The sequence below is a fragment of the Pseudomonas sp. JAI120 genome, assembly GCF_014207255.1.
Lineage (GTDB): Bacteria > Pseudomonadota > Gammaproteobacteria > Pseudomonadales > Pseudomonadaceae > Aquipseudomonas.
The window spans coordinates 262,895-282,624 of the sequence record NZ_JACHCZ010000006.1; the positions used below are offsets into that span (position 1 = coordinate 262,895).

The window sequence follows — 19,730 nt, forward strand, 5'->3', positions numbered from 1 at the left end:
CATTCCATTTCCGGTCAAGCAAGTTATTTTTGTAGGCTTGCTAGCTAATCCAAGATTCTGCTGACGGCAGCGCGTTCTGGTACCAGCTTCGTAAGCTGCCTTCCATGACCGGAACGGTCGATGAGCAAATATATCCTCCTTGGTCGCCAGCATTTTCGTACGCGCATCACGCTCGTAATCGTCTGGATTTTGCCAATTATAACCAGCCAAATAAGTGAAGCGATATCAAACCTTTGGTGGACGACAGGAGCGCTAGCATCGCTGATGATCAATTGAAGCACTGGCTCTATCGCCGGTTCCGGGCTGTAAAAAAACGCCAGCGCGCCCGCCGACGCTGTGCGCTAAAAATAATTTAAAGCTGCTGAGGATAGGTCATGACTGATTTTGACGTAATTGTCTTGGGTGCAGGGACTTGGGGAAGCGCAGCGAGCTGGCAGTTGGCCTCACGTGGTCATAAGGTTCTGGCATTGGACGAGTTTCATCCGCCTCACATGATGGGGTCACACGGCGGAGCGACTCGTTTGGCTCGCCAGTCAAATAGCTCAGGGCCCGCCTACATCAAGTTAACTGAATCTGCTTGGTCCCTATGGGCTGAAATTTCGAAGGCGGCAGCCGAAGATATCCTAGTTACAACAGGTTCTGCGTTCATCGGGGAGCCTGGTTCCGAATGGTTTGATAAGACGCTCTCTAACTTGAAATTGAGTACTTTCGAATACGAAGTGTTGGATCAGAGCGAGTCTAAGAGCCGCTTCCCTTGGGTCAAAACGCGCCCTAACGAATTGACCGTTTGGGAGCCCAACGGTGCAATTATCTTAGTAGAGCCAGCGATCCGTTCTTTGCAAAAGCTGGCTTCGGAAAAAGGCGCTAAATTTAATTTCAATGAAAAAGTCATTGAGTGGAAGTCGACTGAGAACGGCGTCGTAGTAACTACCACTGCAGGTGTCTACCGAGCCAAGAAACTGGTCATCACCGCAGGCGCGCGCTCTAGCAAGGTGCTGGGTACTGAGCTTCCAGTCGATGTGGAACGCCAAGTCCTAGTCAATTTTAAAGTGCCTAAAGGGCACGCCGCATTGCCTGCCCTTTTCTTTGCAGCGCCCGCAGGCGACTCTGCGCTTCCCGCTTATGGGTGCCCGGAGCCTGATGGCACCTATAAATTCAGCTTCGCGACAAGAGCCGACATCATTGATCCTGACACTATCTCTCAAAAAGTTAGTGAAGGCGATTTCGCTAGGGTAAGGGATATCTTGAGCGAGCGCCTCCCTCAACTCGACGGTGAGCCAGCCAGCTACGCAGTCTGTATGTGGAGCGAAAGCAAGGATGGCCATTGGATACTGGGAAATCATCCAAAAGAGCCAAATGTCGTTATCGGCGCTGGTTGCACGGGCCGCGGTTTTCGCTATGCGCCCGTTATTGGTAAGGCACTGGCTGACTTCGTTGAGGGCATCCCGCGGGATGATTTGGACACCTTTGCTATTGGACGTATTCCATTCCATGCCTCGGAGAAGTAACCATGAGCCAAGATACCGTAGTGCTGGATGAAGTATTGATTGAACGCGCGCGAAAAGTAATAGGGAGCATTGCTGGTTGGGAGCACGATCACATTCAACTTGAATGGATGCCGGGTGGAGGCGCGCATAAAAATCTTAAAGGCACTGCAGATGATAAACAGTGCATGATTAAGTTATGGAACACTGACTGGCAGGGCATGTCGGTCATGCCGCCGTCCGGTGTGGTCATGGAAAATACTCGTTTGGCCGGCTGCGCAGGATTTGGCGCTTCAGTGCTTGGAATATCTACTAATCCACTTGCGATGGTCATTGAATTTATTCCTGGTCGTCTGCTTGATGTAAGCGAGAGGTCTGGCATGAAGCGGCTTCTTGACGCTGCACGTCGACTGCACCAGAGTGAAATCGTCTTCGCTCGTGACTTGAACCCATTCGCTGATGCCCGAGCAATGTTCGCCTGCGCTAGGCAGCGTTCTCTAGACGCCCCCGCTGTCCTTGATGAAATTTGCCCGGTCATGGCAATGGTCGAAAATGTGATGGATCTGCGTCGGAATGAGTTCTTACCATGCCACAATGACCTATATGGTGCGAACGTATTGGAGTCAAGTGAAGGCCAAGTTCGGTTGGTTGACTACGACTTAGCGGGTAACGGGGATGTGTGTTATGAACTGGGCTTCATAACAACTTATAGTGATTTGAATTACGATCAAACACAGCAGCTTTGCGAAGATTATTTCGGTGAAAGAGATGCTAGGATGTCGGCTCGCGTACAATTAATGGCATTGGCTGCTGACTATAACAGTTTGGCTCTATGGACAGTTGCAAAGGGCGCAGAAAATAAAAACAGCGATTATGATTATGCGGGCGAGTTTGAACGAAGCCTTAAAAAAGTGTTAAGCAGAATAGACGATCCTTTGTTTGGGGCGCTAATTAAGGCTGCAAAACGGTAATGTAATACAGCCCCGGCAAATGCCGGGGCTTTAGTTTTTGAAGAATCTGCGATGGTCGGGAGTCAGAATGGAAACTTGTGCGCGAAGAAGGATTTACATTGTAAGGCATGGTGAGGTCGATTACTTTGCGGCCAGTTCGTTGCCTGTAGATCCAGTATTAACGCCTAAAGGCATCCAGCAATCATTATCTACGGCACGATTTATAGCGGCTCAGGAAGTGAAGATTGATCGAGTCGTAACGTCCAGCTATGTGCGCGCGAAAAAGACGGCCGAAATTATTGTTGGAGAGCTAAAACAGACCCTGTCTCCAGTGATTGAGTCATCGTTCCGAGAGATTAGTGCTGGGGATGTTACGGCGCTCTCGGCAGCGGCCTTGAGGGCGTCATGTTTTGTGGGAATGCATCAGGTGCCTCTGTCAAGTAAGTTTATGAACGGTGAGCGGATAGAGGATTTCACCGTCCGCGTGAACAACGCTATGGATAATTTATTAGCAGATCAGTCATGGAATAATCTTTTAATTGTAGCTCATGGAGGCGTTAATACAGCTCTCTTGTCGCGTGCTTTGTCAGGTGCTGATAGTTCATATATTGCTACTATTGAGCAGGATTACGCTTGTTTGAATATTTTAGAGGTTGGAAGTGGCGGCAAGGGGTGGGTGGTGCGGTTAGTTAATTACACCCATGAGCGGTCTTTGTCCAAAAGTCCCGGACAGACCACCATGGAGCGTTTTCTTCAAGGATATGAGACTAAACATATAAAAAATCAGTAATTTATTTTGGCTATAAGTTCGGCGCGACTGTTTACCCCGGCTTTATCGAAAACCCTCACTAAGTGAGTTTTAACAGTTGCAACCGTAATGGAAAGATCCGACGCAATTCGTTTGTTGCACTTGCCTTCGGCGACCAGGCGCGTGACTTCGATTTCTCGGTTGGATAAGCCGATGTCATAAGTGAGCCAGTCACTTACACGCACCGCCGCTGGTCGTCCCTGAAGAGTGCCGACACTGAATTCTAAATATGGTTGAGCAATTTTACAGCGTTGAAATAGTTCGGTGCGTTTGATCGGGTCATTCCAATGGTCCGTAATCAAAATGCTGATTCCCGCAACCAACGTACCCTCAGGTTTGAAGAACACCTCAAGCGTATCAACGAAACCATGGGCGGTTAGAAATGCAGCAAATTCTTTATCACGTTCAGTTTGTCCCAAATGGTTGCTTACCAACGCCATTGCGCCTGGATAATTAGCTGCTCTAGGTGTTGCAAAGGGGTCAATGTCCTTGCCGTACGAATTATAGTCTTTGAAAAAGCGCGACGGGACGTTGAAAAGTTCAAACTCTGCCGAATCCGTCCCGGGCTCCACGGTGTAAAAAGCCATAGTATCGATACCAACCAACTGAGACAAAAACGACAAGGTATGGTTGGCAAACTGATTCATGGTACGAGTGTTAGAGGTCATGGTAACTCCGGATCCGCTCGGGCTCTGATCTCTATAAAGCATTTAACATGCCAGCACGAACTGGGGGCGGGGTGAGTCGCGAGTCCATGCTCTCTCGTGAGACGACGCGTCTAGACAAGACTCCTCAGCGCATAAAGGGGGGGGGTACCCCCGATGAATGCTGTGTAGCTTGAAGGGATTTTTTAAGTCGTGTTACCGAGATACACATAATTTAATAATTTATGTGTCGCTTTGTGGCACCCTAACCATAGGGTGTTCATTTTTGGTGCGCTGTGCTGAGCTTGCTGTTTCCTGCTCAGATCCTGGTGGTGTTTGTCGCATCATGGATCGCGAGGATCAGTGAGCGTCGGCTCAAGCTTATATGGGTCTGGAGGCTATCGAATGGCTTCACGATTGTCTGACGTCGTGAATTCAAATTTTTGCTCTGCTTACCGCATAACCTCGCCGAAAAACACATTCTGATGCACCCACTCGACTCGCTCGGCTGTTCTGAAGGTGGTCAGAAGAGATATCCAGAATCACGGTATCTAAGTGACAGCAAGAGCTTGTGTCTGATGCTCAGTAGCTTGGATTGATAGCAGTTTTTCCTGTATTTCATGATTTCTGTGTCGTATCACAATTGAGATGCCAGGTAAGGCTCAGATGGCTCTCGGACAGCTCATCCAAAAGGTTGATTTTTGAGTTCGAAATCGAACGTAGGGCAAATGGTACAACCTTTGGTTGATTGACGATAAGTCGGTGAACGTAGACATTGGACTGGCGAAATGTGTTGCGATCTGTATCAGAAAAAAAAGAAAAGAAAAGAATAAAAAACCTTAATTTCGGCTGCTTCCTCTAGGGAGACACCTACCATGACAACGCTAAGTCAGCAGTCTCAACCTCAATTGCAAAAAAACGCGCTTGGGTTGTTTTCAATAGTCGCAGCAGTGATAGCGACAAACGGACCGTTAACGGCTCTTGTGGGAGCCGTCCCCGCTACGCTTGCAATCGGTAATGGTATTGGGCTTCCGTCGGTTTATCTAATTGTTGGATTTGTATACCTTATTTTCAGCGTAGGCTTTGTGGCCATGAGCAGGTATACAAAAAACGCAGGTGCATTTTATTCATATATTGCAAAGGGACTCGGTCGACCTTGGGCTGTGAGTGCCGCATTTTTAGCGATTATCGCGTACAACGCGATGCAGTTGGCAATTTACGCCATGCTGGGCTATTTCCTTTCTGATGCCCTGAAATCGTGGCTAGGTATTGACGTCAGTTGGTGGGTATGCTGTTTCGTTGCGTTAGGAGTAATATTGATCGCGAGCATCTCAAATATCAAGATTAGCGGAAAGTTGTTGCTGTTCCTTCTCCTTCTTGAGTTGTCGATTATTGTAATTTTTGATGTTGCAGCGTTCGCTCACGGTGGACCTACTGGTTATACGCTTCAGCCATTCACTCCTGGGGCGACATTCACTGCCGGATTTGGCGTAGCAATCGTGTTCGTCGTTGGTTCGTATATGGGGTTTGAAACCACGGCGATCTATGCAGAGGAGGCGAAGGACCCTAAAAGAAATATCCCTCTGGCAACCTATATCGCAATTACGACTATCATGGTGATTTACGCAGTATCGGTTTGGGCTTTGATTATTGTTTGGGGCGCGAATGATGTCGTTGCACAAGCGACTCAAAGCCCCGCCGAGTTGTGGTATGGCATGGCAGAAAGACTATCTGGTAAACTAGTTTCTCAAGCAATGTCAGTTTTGATGCTTACAAGTTTATTTGCTGCATTATTGAGTTTTCATAATACAACCTCGCGCTACATTTTTTCGCTTGCCCGAGAGTCAGTATTTCCCACGTTCCTGGCAGCAGTTCATCCTAGGCAAATGACGCCCTACGCGGCATGTACCGCCCAGGCAATAGGGGTAGTGTTGGTAATGAGTATCTTTGTGTACTTTGATGCTGACCCAATGGGAGTTGTTTTACCTTATACCGCCGCACACTCAACAATTGGACTTTTAACTGTTCAAGCAATGACTTCACTTGCCGTTATCTGTTTTTTCTGGCGTGACCACAGGGGGCTCTCTGCCTGGACTCGGTTATATGCGCCTGCAATAAGCGGTTTGTGCTTGGCTGGGTTTGTGGTGATGGAGGTAGCGCATCTCGAACTGCTAACAGGGAGCACATCTAATTGGATTGTTATGTTCCCGTTGAGTATTGCAATGGTCGGAGTTGGCGGCATCGTATATGCCTACTGGCTGAAGTCGCGGCAGCCGGAAAAATACCAAGGGCTGGGTCATTTTCTTGCTGAGACGTAAGTTTTTTAGCTTGGCTCTAAGCTGGTTAAGTATGTTGCAATGCAGGCTAGTGTCCGCATAAGGCAACATGCTTAAGCTTTCAGTTAATGTTTGGATGTTAAAGGATTTATATATGAAATGTCGGGCGGCAGTGGCTTTTGAAGCTAACTCACCACTAAGAATTGTTGAGATTGATGTCGCACCTCCACGTCACGGTGAAGTCTTAGTAAGGATGATCGCCAGTGGTGTATGTCATACGGACGCGTACACGCTGTCTGGTGACGATTCAGAAGGTGTGTTTCCGGTAGTATTAGGGCATGAAGGTGGCGGAATAGTAGAGGCCTTGGGGGAGGGGGTCACTTCCTTGGAAGTAGGTGACCATGTTATCCCTTTATATACTGCCGAATGTCGCGAATGTAAGTTTTGTTTGTCTGGGAAAACTAATCTTTGCCAAGCTGTTAGGGCGACGCAGGGTAAGGGGCTTATGCCAGATGGAACTAGTCGATTCTCCTATCAAGGGAAACCGATTTTTCATTACATGGGGACCTCGACTTTTTCCGAATATACGGTTGTGCCGGAAATTTCGCTTGCCAAAGTACCTAAGGATGCGCCGCTTGAAAAGGTGTGTCTACTTGGGTGTGGTGTAACTACTGGTATAGGTGCAGTGCTGAACACCGCAAAGGTGAAGGCAGAAAGCACAGTCGCAGTCTTCGGGCTTGGCGGAATTGGACTTGCTGCCGTCATTGGTGCAAAGATGGCTGGCGCAAAAAAAATTATAGCGATCGACATTAATCCGTCAAAGTTTGAAATGGCGGTCGAATTTGGTGCTACTAATTGCATAAATCCCCGCGACTACGACAAGCCAATTCAAGAGGTAGTCGTGGATCTCACGGATGGCGGAGTGGATTACTCTTTCGAATGTATCGGTAATGTTGAATTGATGCGCGCAGCTCTAGAGTGCTGCCATAAAGGATGGGGAGAGTCGGTAATCATTGGCGTTGCACCTGCGGGAAAGGAAATCTCTACTCGTCCATTTCAGCTGGTTACTGGGCGCGTGTGGCGTGGCAGCGCTTTCGGGGGGGTTAAAGGTCGTACTGAGCTTCCCAGTTACGTTGAAAAAGCGATGTCCGGTGAGATTCCGCTTGATAAGTTCATTACTCATACAATGGGCTTGAACGAAATAAACGATGCTTTTGACCTCATGCGAGAGGGGAAAAGTATTCGCTCGGTCATTCATTTCTAATTTGTTAACCTAAACCTGGAGTTATAATAAATGTCTGTTTTTACACATGTTACTGTCGGCACTAATGACCTTGTAAAGTCACGAGCGTTCTACGATCAAGTATTGGCAAGTGTGGGGCTGAAGCGTTTAGCTGATCTTGGCGAGAATGGTTCAATTTGGGGGCAAGACAAACCTTCTTTTTTTGTTCTTAAACCGGCCGACGGCAATCCCGCAACTGTTGGTAATGGTGTAACCATTAGTTTCGAGGCTCCCAATCGTGCTGCCGTGAAGAGCTTTCATGAAGCGGCCTTGAAGTTGGGTGCTAAGGATGAGGGCGCGGTTGGCGACCGAGGTTGGGCTCCGAATGCTTATGCCGCGTACGTGCGCGATCTTGATGGGAATAAATTGGCAGTTTATTGCTTTGCCGCAGAGTAGTTAGCTGTTGTATTTGTGCCCTGTTATAACTTGGACGTTCCTAGTTCGTTCCAGAAGTGACAGGGTGCAAAGTAATGTTAAAGCGAGGCCGACTTAAGGTTCTGCTCAATTAGAAATGCCAGAAAACAGAGGTGCAAATAGTGAAGCCTATGTCACCAGATAATGAGAAGTTGCTTGAGCGCCGCTTCAAGTTGATTGGAAAAAATGCACCTCTCTTCTATGAGGAGCCGCTTCATTTGGTCAGGGGCGAAGATGTTTGGGTTTACGACAATGACGGAAAGCGTTATTTAGATGTCTATAACAACGTTCCGCACGTTGGTCACTGTCACCCAAGAGTTGTGGCTGCGCTTACAGAGCAGGCTAGGACCCTTAATACGCATACTCGTTATTTGCATAGTAATATCATTGATTACGGCGAGCGTCTTGTGTCGACGTTTGACCCCTCGCTAAGTATGGCAATGTTTACATGCACAGGTAGCGAAGCGAACGATCTTGCCCTTAGAATGGCCCGCTATTTTACAGGTGGGCAGGGGATTATAGTTACAGACTTCGCTTATCACGGAAACAGCGAAGCTGTATCGGAGATTGGAACTGGGTTTATGCGAGAGGCCAAAAATACTCGCCGTGTGAAGTCTTTCCCAATACCCGACACCTACTGGGGGTACCCAGGGTTCTCAAAAGATAAACTTGCTGATGCTTATGTTGCTCAAGTTCAACAAGCCATCGATGCGTTTGCCGCTGACGGCATAAAATTAGCTGGCATTTTATTTTGTCCAGACTTTGCCAATGAAGGACTGTTAAACGTTCCACAAGGATTTATCGAACGTGCTGTCCAATTAGTCAGGAAGAATGGTGGTTTGTACATTGCCGATGAGGTTCAGGCTGGCTTTGGAAGAACTGGAAAACATTGGTGGGCTCACCAATCCTACGACGTGGTGCCGGATATTGTGACCATGGGTAAGCCTATGGGTAACGGTCACCCCCTCGCCGGACTCGTGGGACGTGCCGAAGTGCTTGAACACTTCTCTGAATCATCAATGTACTTCAATACATTTGGCGGCAGTCCAGTTTCCTGTGCCGTAGGCATGGCCGTTATGGATGTGCTCGAAGACCAACACCTGCTTGAAAATGCGATTGTGACTGGCCGTTACGTTAGTGACGCTTTGAAATCTCTGCAACCTTCACACGAGGCGATAGGGGAGGTGAGAGATCTAGGAATGTTCTTTGGAGTTGAGTTGGTGAGGGACGACCTTCCTGCTCCAGTTCTTGCCAAGCGAGTCGTGAACTATATGCGTGATAATGGTGTCCTCATCAGCACTATCGGTAAAAATAATAGCATTTTGAAGCTCAGGCCTGCGATGACCTTCCAGTCTGAACATGCCGATCAGCTTTGTGAGACCCTTGACCGTGCTCTTGCCTATGCAGCAAACATGAAGATTTGAATGGGATTGTCTCCATAGACATTCTTCATGCCTTAGAACAATCCATCAGCAGGCTGACAGCACCAAACTTATGCTGATGGTTTTGGTGTGATAAGTCACGTTCCGTGAACGAAGGGACTTTGCATCTTGAGCGGCTTCGAGGCAGTTACACTGTCTTGGCTGTCGCTCTTTATTGCGTCTTCCATAAGACCTTGCATAGTTCGGATAACCTACCACCTTTTCCACCTTATAACGACCCCAATGTAGCGAGCCAGACCATGCGTCCAGGCATCAGCTTGACAATCTATATCTATCCCTGAAAGTACCGCCCAAATAACTATTATTACCCATTTGTCGATCGGCAGTTACACTGCCGAGGCTTCTCAGTGGACGCCAGTCCAGCATAGGCATATGCCCGTCCGTGACGTGGGGGTGTTCGATGGACGGGGGGCGCGGTAATTGATGCATTGATGGGTAAATCAGAGCTTAATACTTGTCGGTATTGGTCGGGGCGTGGTTTTGTTCTCGGCGGTGTCAAACACCTACGCAGCTGACGGGGAGGCGCCTCTCCACCGTAAGATTTCGTCGTTCTTGAGCGGACCCATTTTTCAAATCCAGCCCAATATACTGCTAGGTCCAGTCCGCTTCACCAAGAATGTGAGTGAAGGTAGCCATTCAAGGCGAAGCTTCGGGGGGAGGGTTTTCTAGCCAGAGTTGGTCTATGCGGTAGGTAACGATTCTGAGTGGAATAGCCGGTTGGCTTCATCGGATCAGCAAGCGTAGCAAAGATTCAGTTCGAAGCCCGCAAAATAAATTTAAAGTATGAACATAATTATAACGAGTATTAGGTGAGCTATGGCTATAGGTAGATATGGACGTGAAACCAGTGCTTTGGATGCAGGGCAGCCTGGGACGTGCGATAGCTTTCTTAAGTATGTTGAGAATTTGTTTGGGGATGTGTGGCTAAAATCTAATGATGCTCATAGATTACAAGACCTATGGCAGCGAAAGGACCACTTGGCAACTTGCGAGCTTTTTGCGTTAGGTAGAGCCATTAGTGTGCTCGATAAGTTACATGGGGACTGGTTGCGAACGACATCTAATAAAATAAAAAGCAGCCTATAAATGCTCATGGATTTATCTCGGAGATTTTGGTTTGTGCGTCAATTAGGGCTCCCGGTGGTAATGTAGTTCCTGCCCCTGGAAATAGAGCAGGCTACGATACAGAGGTTAAGTATAGCGATGGCGTTAATCATGTGGTATCTATCAAGAGTCATGACATCACGATGCATGAAGCGAATTTTCAGCGCCATTGCAAAAAACTAAAGAGTGTGTTTGTAGCAAAGGTCAAAGAAATTAGGGTGCACGGCGGCCTGAGGGGGGGGCGAATGTTTATTTGGACGAGGGGTTATTTGATGCATTAATAAGTTTTGTTGGTAATGAATTGCTTGAGTTTGGAACCTATCAGCTGGGTAACGCTGTTGCGGTGGTGTTTTGTGATATCAGTGATGAGTGCAGTGCAAGTTCAACTTACTCAAGTGAGTTGGTTGTGGTTTCGCCTTATCATCGAAACGAGATGCTTAATCAAGAAGATAAGTTGATGAAAGCTGCCAAAAATCTCAAAAAGCACATGCCGCGATCTACGAGCTATTTCCGGTGGGTCTGGATGCGTGTGCACGCCTCTATTAATGCCGATGCGTTGTGTGTGGCTGCTAGGGTTTGTCTGAAAAGTCGCTTTGGCTAAGATGACGTGCTCTGGTTGCTGGGAGGGCCGTTATGGCAGGCCGATATGAAATCTCATCTGCACGTTGGGCGATGATCGAATCCATCGTTCCCCTCCTCAACGCATGGGACGCCCAAGGCGCGATGACCGTCAGATGCTTAACGGTATCTTCTGGATATTGTGCTCGGGCGCCAAATGGCGGGATCTTCCAGAGCGCTTTGGGCCTTGGAAGACTGTTTGTGACCGCTGATGACGGATTGCCCCTGTTGCGGACGGGACGCTTACCCGGTCAGCTCGCGAATTACCCAGAGCCAATGATCGTTTACGTCACAACAGCCCGGGTCAGCTAAATATCAGCAACTGGATCAATCTCGCTCCAGCGCCAACAATGGTCTTTCAGCATGGCCACGCCTACCGACACTTGGCCAATCGGTCACCATTATTCAGAGCATATTGCGATCAAGCTTTACGGCCCCGTCCGATACCCTGAAGCATTCAAACACCCAACCATAGAATGCTACCTACATTTAGGCCCACTACTCCTAAGCGACAAGTCGGCTCCTCGCTGCATCGACTCTATGCAGGCGACTGGCAAACGGCTCATTGCATATATCGCCGTTGACCTATAAAAGCAGATTGAACGATTATGCGGGATTTTTCCAATAGGCTTGGAGTACTCACGGCATGAACTAGAGTTCGTTAGCGCAATTTATATCGCCGTCAGCCCAGCGCTTGATATCACTTATCTTCGGCGATCTAGCACCGACACTCAAGATGTTCTTTGTTGTGTACAACCTGACCTGTGCTTTGTTCGCATCATGTCTTTCTATTTCAATTAGGGCGTTGTTGATCAACAGTCCTTCCGAAAGGAGCTTTTGATTGATCTCACCTTCACTGCGCTCATCGCTAAACTCGCTTAATACGATGACCGGCTTTCCTGTATATGTCTCATGTTCCAGGCATTGTCTTGCCATTAGTCTTAAGTTTCGATAAGTATCGGAGGGCGTCTTCTCGCTAGTGAAGCTGCCGTCATAAGATGAATGACTACTTTTTAATTCGCTGACGGTTATAGCGCACCCGCTGATTGAGATAGAAAAGAATAGTATAGGCAAGGATAAATATTTCAATTTCAACTCCATTGTTCTGGTATGGGCCCTCCGCCGGGCAGGCATCAAATCATGCTTTTTCAGTCGGAATTGTGTTTTGGAAAATCAACAGTCGCCAGGAGTCCACCCTCTGCAGATGTACTTAGCCATACGTTGCTGTTGTGCTGCAGTGCAACCGCTTTGACTATTGCGAGCCCCAGTCCGCTGCCGCTTTGCATTTGATTGGGCTCGCGAAAAAACCTATCGAAGACTCGCGCCCTTAATTCAAATGGAATGCCAGCGCCTGCATCTGAGACACGTAGCTGAGTAGATTTATCAAGTGATCGCACATCTACCTCAACGCGTCCGCCCTCAGGGCTGTACTTCACGGCATTTTCAATTAAGTTATCAATCAGCGACATAAGGCGTTCCCTGATGCCATTGATCCAGCTTTCACCATCAGAGTAGAATTCAAGTTCAATCCTACGCTCAGCCGCTAGGGGGGCCAGCGCAGCCATTTGCTCTTGTATGAGGGTCGTCAGCGGCACAGCCTCCATAACAGTGTCGATGCTTGCTTCGCTATGCATCAGCAGCAATAACTGATTGACGAGACGCGCAGCACGGCTATTGCTGCGAATAATCCCTGCAAGCAGCTCCTGTTGATTAGTGCTGCTTACATAGGACTGCAAAGCCTCAACATTGATTCGCATTGCAGCCAGGGGAGTACGCAGCTCATGAGCGGCATCTGCAATGAAAACCCGTTCCCTCTCAGAACTTGCTCGCACTCTGGCAAGAAATAGATTGGTCGCGTCCACCATTTGGCGAAGCTCTATCTGCTTTGGTCCTTCTTTTAAGGGGGAGAGATCTTCTAAAGTTCGCAAAGAAATACCATTTATCACCTTGCTCCAAGGGCGCATTGCAATACGGACTGATAGCCATGCGGGAAAAAAAAGAAAAGGAATGCACACCAGCAGCGGCAATATGTAGTATCCACGAGAGTTCAGGTATATGAAGAAATTCCAGCCTCCGGCAGGGGTAATAAGTGTTACCTCCGCGTCGGAGTTCCCTGATTTGAGAGTACGGCTATTCCAGCTGCGCCCCTCACTCTGAATGCTCTGAATTTCTCCATACCTGCTATTTGTTACTCCTGTCGGAGCACCATCAGATGAATAAATTATCTTTCTATTCTTACGAACAATGAGGCTGATTGACAGTTTGGGATCTTCACCTCCGCCATAACCTTCCTGCAATGCTTCGCTGAACTTTTCCAGCACAGTAGTGAGGTCCTGCGGGCGATCATCCATGCGCTTAACTAATGTAAGAATGGTTTCGTAAGTATTGCTACCCGTGAGCATAGAGGGGCTTCGCAAGTTCTCCCACAAAATGTAGGTCAGAAAAAGACACCAAAGCAGTGTAAGTAGTAGCATCTGGGCGAGTATAATTCGTCTTACAAGCGTTGGAGTTTTCAAGTTGAGCCAAAAATTTCGCATCAACCAATCCCTTTCTGAATTGTAGCGGTATCAATGACATACCCCACACCCCGCACCGTTCGCACATAGCCTTCGCCGATTTTGCGACGCAAATTTCCCATATGCACATCCAACGGATTACTCATATTTTCTTTCGCGCCGAATAGCCTTTCCTCCAGAAAACGTCGTGTAAGCACGCGGTCAGCGCGCATCATTAAAATTTCAAGCAGGACGTATTCACTTGCCGTTAAATCAACATTACGTCCACTAACTGTCACGCGACGAGTCGGCATATGAAGAAATAATCCTCGAATTTCTATCACCTCATTTTGAAAACCGTAACTGCGTCGGGCCAGTGCTCTCACCCTAGCCAACAACTCGGCGAGAACAAATGGTTTTACCAGATAGTCGTCTGCACCCGCATCGAGCCCACACAGGCGATCTTGCAGAGTGCCTCTTGCAGTCAGGATGATGACGGGGATCCCCCTGAACTGCTGACGTAAGCATACTACCAGGCTCATGCCGTCACCGTCGGGCAGTCCGAGGTCGAGTAGCACAAGTTCTGGCACGCAGACATCGAGCTGATGCAACGCATCTACTTTTCGGCGAACCCATATGACATCTAACCCTTGATCTGCAAGTGCGATACGAACGCCATTGCCGAGATCCAGGTCGTCTTCGATTAGGAGAATTTTCATAATAGTTACGTTATCAAAAGTGAATGAAGAACGTCTGAAGAAAAAATATATTAGGAAATCTATTAGGATTTGTCTGAAAAGTCTCTTTGGCTAAAATGATGCCCTCTGATTGCCAAGAGGGCCGTTATGACAGGCCGCTATGAAATTTCATCTGAGCGTTGGGCGATGATCGAAGCCATCGTTTCTCCTCCTCAACACATGGGGCGGCCAAGGCGCGATGACCGCCAGATGCTTAACGGAATCTTCTGGATTTTGTGCTCTGGTGCCAAATGGCGAGATCTTCCAGAGCGCTTTGGGCCTTGGAAGACCGTTTACCAGCGTTTCCGACAATGGCGTGACAACGGCACTTTTGAGCAGGTTCTGCGCCATTTACACCTTCGTTTGTGCGAAGATGGCTTTATCGATCTGAATACCTGGATGGTCGATTCGACATCGATTCGAGCTACCCGAGCGGCCAGCGGTGCTGGAAAAAAAGGGGCCCGCAAGAACCGCAACACCACTGCCTAGGCCGTAGCCGAGGCGGATTGACCACCAAAATACATCTCGCCTGCGACAGCCATGGCTTCCCGCTGGCTGTCATGTTGTCGCCCGGTCAAGAAGCCGACTCGCGCTATTTCATGCCGCTACTGGAACAGATCAGCCTGCCAGGCAGCAAGGGTCGTCCGCGTAAGCGTTGCCGATGTGTACTGGCGGACAAGGGCTATGACAGCCAGATACTGCGTCAGTACTGTGACCGCTACGGCATGCAGCCGATCATTCCCTTGCGCAAGATGCATCGCAAGCCTCGACCAGGCCTGCCTCGACTGTTCGACAGGCCACAATATAAAAAGCGCAACGTGATCGAACGGCTGTTCAGTTGGCTCAAAGAAAAACGTCGGCTCTGTACGCGATACGAAAAACTGGCGAGCAGCTTCAAAGCCATGGTTACACTGGCCTGTATCGAGAAATGCTTGCGGGCTGACTTTTCAGACAAACCCTAGGAAAATGCTTGCGCTGTGTCTTGATGCTGGTTTTGACGGCATTATTATTTGTCAGCCTGCCGTCGTTCGCACGCAAAGGCTAAGCGTCATTCACTCATCCATTGTGCTCATCCGTGATGAGGCTCATTGGGAAAATACTGGATTTAATGAGGGGAAAGATTTGGCGTTAGAGCTTTTGGTAGGGGGGGGGGGCGGAGTTTTCAAAGTTTTATATGGCCAATGGTACTGCCGAGCCTCAAGCGTATCCTGTCAATCATTATTTGTATCAAGATTCGGATTATTATGTAAAAATGAAGCTGGACGACTCGGGCGGATACAGTCGCGAAATAAGAGCGCCAGCATCTGGCGCGAGATTTCATTTAGTCTATGAATGCGAGCAAGGAAGCTTTGCATTTGGCTCTAAATTAACTCCTTATCATGAAGGGTTGCTCATATTTTGAGCGTCGATCTATATTCTAGTAAGTGAAGTAATAATGGAAGGGTGGCTTAAAAGACACCCGAAGGTGCCTTTAAGTCTTTACTGACCAAGGGAAGCTAGCGAGTTAGGGGCTTGATCGCTAGGTCCTAAACTGACTCATTATTTTCTGCTGGTAACTAGCAAGCTCGTTAAGTCGTCGGCTGACTTGCGCCGACTCTTCAGCCTGTCCAGATATTGATTCGGTGACATCGCGGATTGCCATGACATTACGGTTTATCTCTTCTGAAACCCCGCTTTGCTCTTCGGCTGCGCTGGCAATTTGTAAATTCATATCAGTAATGAGATTTACCGCTACATTTATGCGCTCCAGTGCGGCGACCGCCTGGCCAACAAGTGTCACATTTTTCTGAGCTTGTTCGTGGCTGCCGTTTATAGCTTCGCCAATGTTGCGAGTACCTTCTTGCAAGGTAGTGATCACGAGCCGGATTTCTTCAACCGAATCTTGTGTGTGGCGAGCCAGGCTCCTGACTTCGTCGGCAACTACTGCAAATCCTCGACCGGCTTCGCCAGCTCTGGCTGCCTCAATAGCCGCGTTCAAAGCCAGGAGATTCGTCTGTCCGGCGATAGATAAAATGACCTCAAGCACCGAACCAATTTGCTCACTGCTCGCCGCCAATGTCTGCAATTGACACACGGCTTGGCTCATGTCTGCCGCTTGGGCTTGGATAGCCTGGGTTGTCAACTCGATTACCGTCAGTCCATCGCGGCTGGCTGCTTCCGCATTGCGAGCGGCTTCCGCCGCGTGGCCTGCGCTTTCGGCTGACGTATTGGCAGTAGCAGTCATTTCGTGCAAGGCTGTCGCGACTTGATCTATTTCTCGAAATTGCTGCTGCATACCCTCGCTTGTCTGCTGCGCAATTGACGCGGACCTGTCAGCCGTATCGCGAGCCCCTTGGGCAGACTCCTGCACCTTGCCAATGACAGGCTGGAGCTTGTCCAGAAAACGATTGAATGCCAGTGCCAGTCGTCCTAGTTCATCACGGCGCTCATAGGGCAGACGTCGAGTCAGGTCCCCCTCTCCTTGGGCGATATCTTCTAACATTGCTGCGAGTCCCAGTAACGGGCGTGTCACGCCCCGGGCCGCAAGCCAGATAAGTACAACTCCGACCAGAGCTGCTATAAGGCCTAGCATCAGTTCCATTACGGAAATTTTTGCTTGTTCGTCGTTCATCTGCGATTTCATAGCTTCGGCTGGGGCCAGTAGTACTTTATCCGGAACTGCTAGTAAAACGCCCCAGGTCTTCGCACCGGCAACGGGTATTAGAGGCTGGATTACACTAATGCTGCCCTGCGAAGAAAAAGTGCGCGCTTGATTAGCGGCGAGCAGTCCAAGGACTTCATCTGCTTGGAGAGGGAGGGCATCTCTCATGGGCTTGCCCAATTTACTCGCATCTGGGCTGTGCCCGGCCACTATTCCGGAAGCGCTCATAACAGTTACGGCGCCATTCCCCTCGTACAGCTCTCGGCTAGTATTCACCGCATCCTGCTGCAAACTATCAAGGCTGATATCCATTCCGATGACTGCCAGCACCTTGCCGTTTTCGAGTAATGGAAATGTAACGCTTGTTACGAGCCGACCAGTGCCAGATGACTCGTCGAAGAAAGGCTCCAGCACACACAGCTGGCCACTTTCGCGTGGGCAAGAAAAAAACGAGTTGAGTGGGGCACCGCTTGGGCCTGGGGAAATATCGGTTAAAAGCTTCTCATCCCCTATGACGGCTTGAAGTTCTCCAGGCTTGGCCTGGATCCAATAAGTGGAGTAACGACCGGTATCGTTACTACCGAGATCTGCTCGATTAAGATAACGCTCGTCTTGTCCATCCAACGCGTTGGGTTCGAAGATGAGGTACAGTCCTAGCAATTCGGGCCGCTCTTTTGTAGCTTGCCGCAAACTTGCAGTAATCTCTTCGCGCAATTGCTTCGAGCCCGCTTCAGTTTTCGTTGCGTGATCACGAAGGTACAGGAAGTGACGGGCGAGGCCGAGACCGTACTCATGCGTACGAGCGAACTCTTGCTGAATGCGCAACGCTTGCAGCTTCCCCTGGGTCAGCAAATTCGCTCGTGCTGCTTCTGCCAGCATCTCAGCATTGGCACTCTTGACTCGCTCTGTATTCGAACGGGTTTGATACACGGATAGACCCACCAGTAGCCCTACTACCAGAACCAGGCACAAACTCGCCAGCAAGGTAATTTTGTTTTGGATGCTTAGGTTGCGATTGAGCATCTCGACCACTCCAGGATTATAATTATAGTTTGGCAGCGGCATCTTCATGTCAGCTTGACTGACGCGCTCTCTAGCATCGACTTTATATGATTGCATGGGGATTTTATTGATGGCGCCTGCCATCTTTTAGAGTTTGCTTGCCACCTGAATCGATGACGGCGTGCTTATTGAGTTTCGCGATTTCGATATGCGTGCTCGATCGTTGATTGGCACGGATCTTCAGGTATTTGGCAGGAGGGCTAAAATCTGATTGGGCAACCTTCGCTACCTTGACAGCATTCAGTCTAGCGAGGTCATTCGTCATGGATAATAATAAAACTTCTCTTCTTCCAAGCGTACAGAGTTTTCTTCAGCGTCAGCATGGCCTGTACATTGACGGTGAGTGGCGTGAGTCTTCCTCTGATTTGCGTCTGACGGTGTACGACCCCTCGTCCGGTAAACCGATTGCCTCTACATCTGACGCTTCTGTCCAGGACGTTGATTTAGCTGTGCGCTCGGCGCATAAGGCACTGCGTAACGGTATATGGTCTGGCCTTGCGTCGGTACAACGAGAACAAATTTTGCTGCGTTTTGCTGATTTGCTCGAATCAAATGCCGAGGAGTTGGCGCAACTCGAAACGCTGGAGCAGGGAAAGTCGATTAACATTTCTCGCGCTTTCGAAGTGGTATGCACGGTTAACTGGATGCGGTATGCCGCTGGGCTCTCAACGAAAATTACGGGGCGGACTTTAGACGTATCAATCCCTCTGCCACCTGGTGCTCGCTACAATGCGTATACACGTAAAGAGCCTGTCGGAGTAGTTGCCGGGATCGTACCGTGGAATTTTCCACTTATGATCGGCATGTGGAAGGTCATGCCGGCGCTGGCGGCAGGTTGCACCATTGTTATAAAACCCTCTGAAAACACCCCGCTTACTCTGCTGCGTATGGCTGAGCTTGCCACGGAAGCGGGTGTTCCTGCTGGCGTATTCAACGTCGTTACAGGTAGCGGTGCCACATGCGGGCAGGCGCTGACTTCACATTCGTTGATCAGTAAGGTCAGTTTTACAGGCTCCACTTCGACGGGAAAGGCAATTGCACGTCAGGCAGCAGATCGGTTGTTGAGGACCAGTCTGGAGTTGGGGGGCAAAAATCCGGCGATCGTATTGAATGACGCTGACCCTGCTCAGGTTGTTGAAGGACTGATGTTAGGCAGCTTTCTCAATCAGGGGCAGGTGTGTGCGGCAAGTTCTCGCATCTATGTCGAGAGCGGCCTATATGATCAGTTGGTTTCGCAATTCGAGGGTGCGGTTAAAAGTATGTCGATGGGGCCGGGCCTAGATACGTCCGCTCAGATTAATCCAGTATCTTCGTTAGCTCATCAGCAAAAAATTCAGGGGTTTTTGGCGGATGCTCGTAGTCAAGGTGCAGAGCTGATCACTGGGCAACGGGCACCAGATCCTCACGGATATTATATATCTCCAACGTTGGTACTGAACCCGGACGCTAAGTTGCAACTGACGCATGAAGAAGTTTTTGGGCCAGTCCTGAGTCTGACTCGCGTCAAAAGTGCAGAAGAGGCTCTGTCGCTGGCCAACAATTCGCCTTATGGACTCACGGCCAGCTTATGGACGCAAAGCCTCAGTGCAGCCATGAACCTGATACCCCAAATCGAAGCAGGCACTGTGTGGGTCAATAGTCATACCTTGATAGACGCCAATATGCCGTTTGGTGGATACAAGCAGTCCGGCATCGGTCGTGATTTTGGCGTCGATTGGCTCGACGCATATCTCGAAACTAAATCGGTATGTATCCGTTATTAACTAGCTGTTG

Annotated in this window: 15 protein-coding genes and 2 pseudogenes; 11 read left to right on the plus strand and 6 right to left on the minus strand. The window is 49.0% G+C overall.

Annotated features, from left to right (window positions below):
- Window positions 1-374 precede the first annotated feature (374 nt).
- The 3 genes from solA (at window position 375) to HDC32_RS27020 (ending at window position 3,224) form a co-directional block, all read left to right on the plus strand.
- Entirely contained in the window at window positions 375-1,508 is a 1,134-nt protein-coding gene (solA, locus tag HDC32_RS27010) for an N-methyl-L-tryptophan oxidase (protein ID WP_184746163.1), read from the plus strand.
- 2 nt (window positions 1,509-1,510) lie between these two features.
- Window positions 1,511-2,455, plus strand: a complete 945-nt coding sequence (locus HDC32_RS27015; protein ID WP_184746164.1) for a phosphotransferase family protein — start codon at window positions 1,511-1,513, stop codon at window positions 2,453-2,455.
- 67 nt (window positions 2,456-2,522) lie between these two features.
- Window positions 2,523-3,224, plus strand: a complete 702-nt coding sequence (locus HDC32_RS27020) for a histidine phosphatase family protein (protein WP_184746166.1) — start codon at window positions 2,523-2,525, stop codon at window positions 3,222-3,224.
- On the opposite strand, the gene HDC32_RS27025 is transcribed toward HDC32_RS27020, so the two are convergent.
- Complete coding sequence (locus tag HDC32_RS27025) at window positions 3,218-3,910, minus strand: response regulator transcription factor (protein WP_184746167.1); 693 nt, start codon at window positions 3,908-3,910, stop codon at window positions 3,218-3,220. The genes HDC32_RS27020 and HDC32_RS27025 overlap by 7 nt on opposite strands.
- A gap of 851 nt (window positions 3,911-4,761) precedes the next feature.
- Between HDC32_RS27025 and HDC32_RS27030 the strand changes: the two genes are divergently transcribed.
- From HDC32_RS27030 to HDC32_RS27055, 6 genes and pseudogenes are all read left to right on the plus strand, one after another.
- Window positions 4,762-6,204, plus strand: a complete 1,443-nt coding sequence (locus HDC32_RS27030) for an APC family permease (protein ID WP_184746168.1) — start codon at window positions 4,762-4,764, stop codon at window positions 6,202-6,204.
- A 112-nt stretch (window positions 6,205-6,316) separates the two neighbouring features.
- A complete protein-coding gene (locus HDC32_RS27035) occupies window positions 6,317-7,426 on the plus strand; it encodes an S-(hydroxymethyl)glutathione dehydrogenase/class III alcohol dehydrogenase (protein ID WP_184746252.1) in 1,110 nt (369 codons plus the stop codon).
- A gap of 30 nt (window positions 7,427-7,456) precedes the next feature.
- A complete protein-coding gene (locus HDC32_RS27040) occupies window positions 7,457-7,840 on the plus strand; it encodes a VOC family protein (protein ID WP_184746169.1) in 384 nt (127 codons plus the stop codon).
- A 149-nt stretch (window positions 7,841-7,989) separates the two neighbouring features.
- Window positions 7,990-9,282 (plus strand): aspartate aminotransferase family protein, encoded by a 1,293-nt coding sequence (locus HDC32_RS27045; RefSeq protein WP_184746170.1) that lies wholly within the window; start codon window positions 7,990-7,992, stop codon window positions 9,280-9,282.
- Between the two features lie 1,375 nt (window positions 9,283-10,657).
- On the plus strand, window positions 10,658-11,005 hold the full coding sequence (locus HDC32_RS27050; protein WP_184746171.1) for a hypothetical protein: 348 nt from the start codon (window positions 10,658-10,660) through the stop codon (window positions 11,003-11,005).
- Window positions 11,006-11,037: 32 nt separating this feature from the next.
- Window positions 11,038-11,231: pseudogene (locus HDC32_RS27055) on the plus strand (transposase); the annotation flags it as partial.
- Window positions 11,232-11,673: 442 nt separating this feature from the next.
- Here the strand turns inward: HDC32_RS27055 and HDC32_RS27060 are convergent.
- Genes HDC32_RS27060 through HDC32_RS27070 form a run of 3 tightly spaced genes read right to left on the minus strand, consistent with a single transcriptional unit; the run spans window position 11,674 to window position 14,236 of the window.
- Window positions 11,674-12,111 (minus strand): hypothetical protein, encoded by a 438-nt coding sequence (locus HDC32_RS27060; protein ID WP_206665934.1) that lies wholly within the window; start codon window positions 12,109-12,111, stop codon window positions 11,674-11,676.
- A 59-nt stretch (window positions 12,112-12,170) separates the two neighbouring features.
- A complete protein-coding gene (locus HDC32_RS27065) occupies window positions 12,171-13,559 on the minus strand; it encodes a HAMP domain-containing sensor histidine kinase (RefSeq protein ID WP_184746172.1) in 1,389 nt (462 codons plus the stop codon).
- A complete protein-coding gene (locus tag HDC32_RS27070) occupies window positions 13,559-14,236 on the minus strand; it encodes a response regulator (protein WP_184746173.1) in 678 nt (225 codons plus the stop codon). The genes HDC32_RS27065 and HDC32_RS27070 overlap by 1 nt, the downstream gene beginning before the upstream one ends.
- A gap of 126 nt (window positions 14,237-14,362) precedes the next feature.
- Between HDC32_RS27070 and HDC32_RS27075 the strand changes: the two genes are divergently transcribed.
- Window positions 14,363-15,216, plus strand: a protein-coding gene (locus HDC32_RS27075) for an IS5 family transposase (RefSeq protein WP_085986890.1) whose coding sequence is annotated in 2 segments (ribosomal slippage) — window positions 14,363-14,711 and window positions 14,711-15,216 — 855 coding nt in all. Because the reading frame shifts where the segments join, the coding sequence is not laid out codon by codon here.
- A gap of 557 nt (window positions 15,217-15,773) precedes the next feature.
- Here HDC32_RS27075 and HDC32_RS32580 read toward each other — a convergent pair.
- On the minus strand, window positions 15,774-16,529 hold the full coding sequence (locus HDC32_RS32580; protein WP_409438496.1) for a methyl-accepting chemotaxis protein: 756 nt from the start codon (window positions 16,527-16,529) through the stop codon (window positions 15,774-15,776).
- A 102-nt stretch (window positions 16,530-16,631) separates the two neighbouring features.
- Window positions 16,632-18,041: pseudogene (locus HDC32_RS32585) on the minus strand (HAMP domain-containing protein); the annotation flags it as partial.
- A gap of 179 nt (window positions 18,042-18,220) precedes the next feature.
- Here HDC32_RS32585 and HDC32_RS27085 point away from each other — a divergent pair.
- Window positions 18,221-19,720 (plus strand): aldehyde dehydrogenase family protein, encoded by a 1,500-nt coding sequence (locus HDC32_RS27085; protein WP_184746174.1) that lies wholly within the window; start codon window positions 18,221-18,223, stop codon window positions 19,718-19,720.
- Window positions 19,721-19,730: the final 10 nt, after the last annotated feature.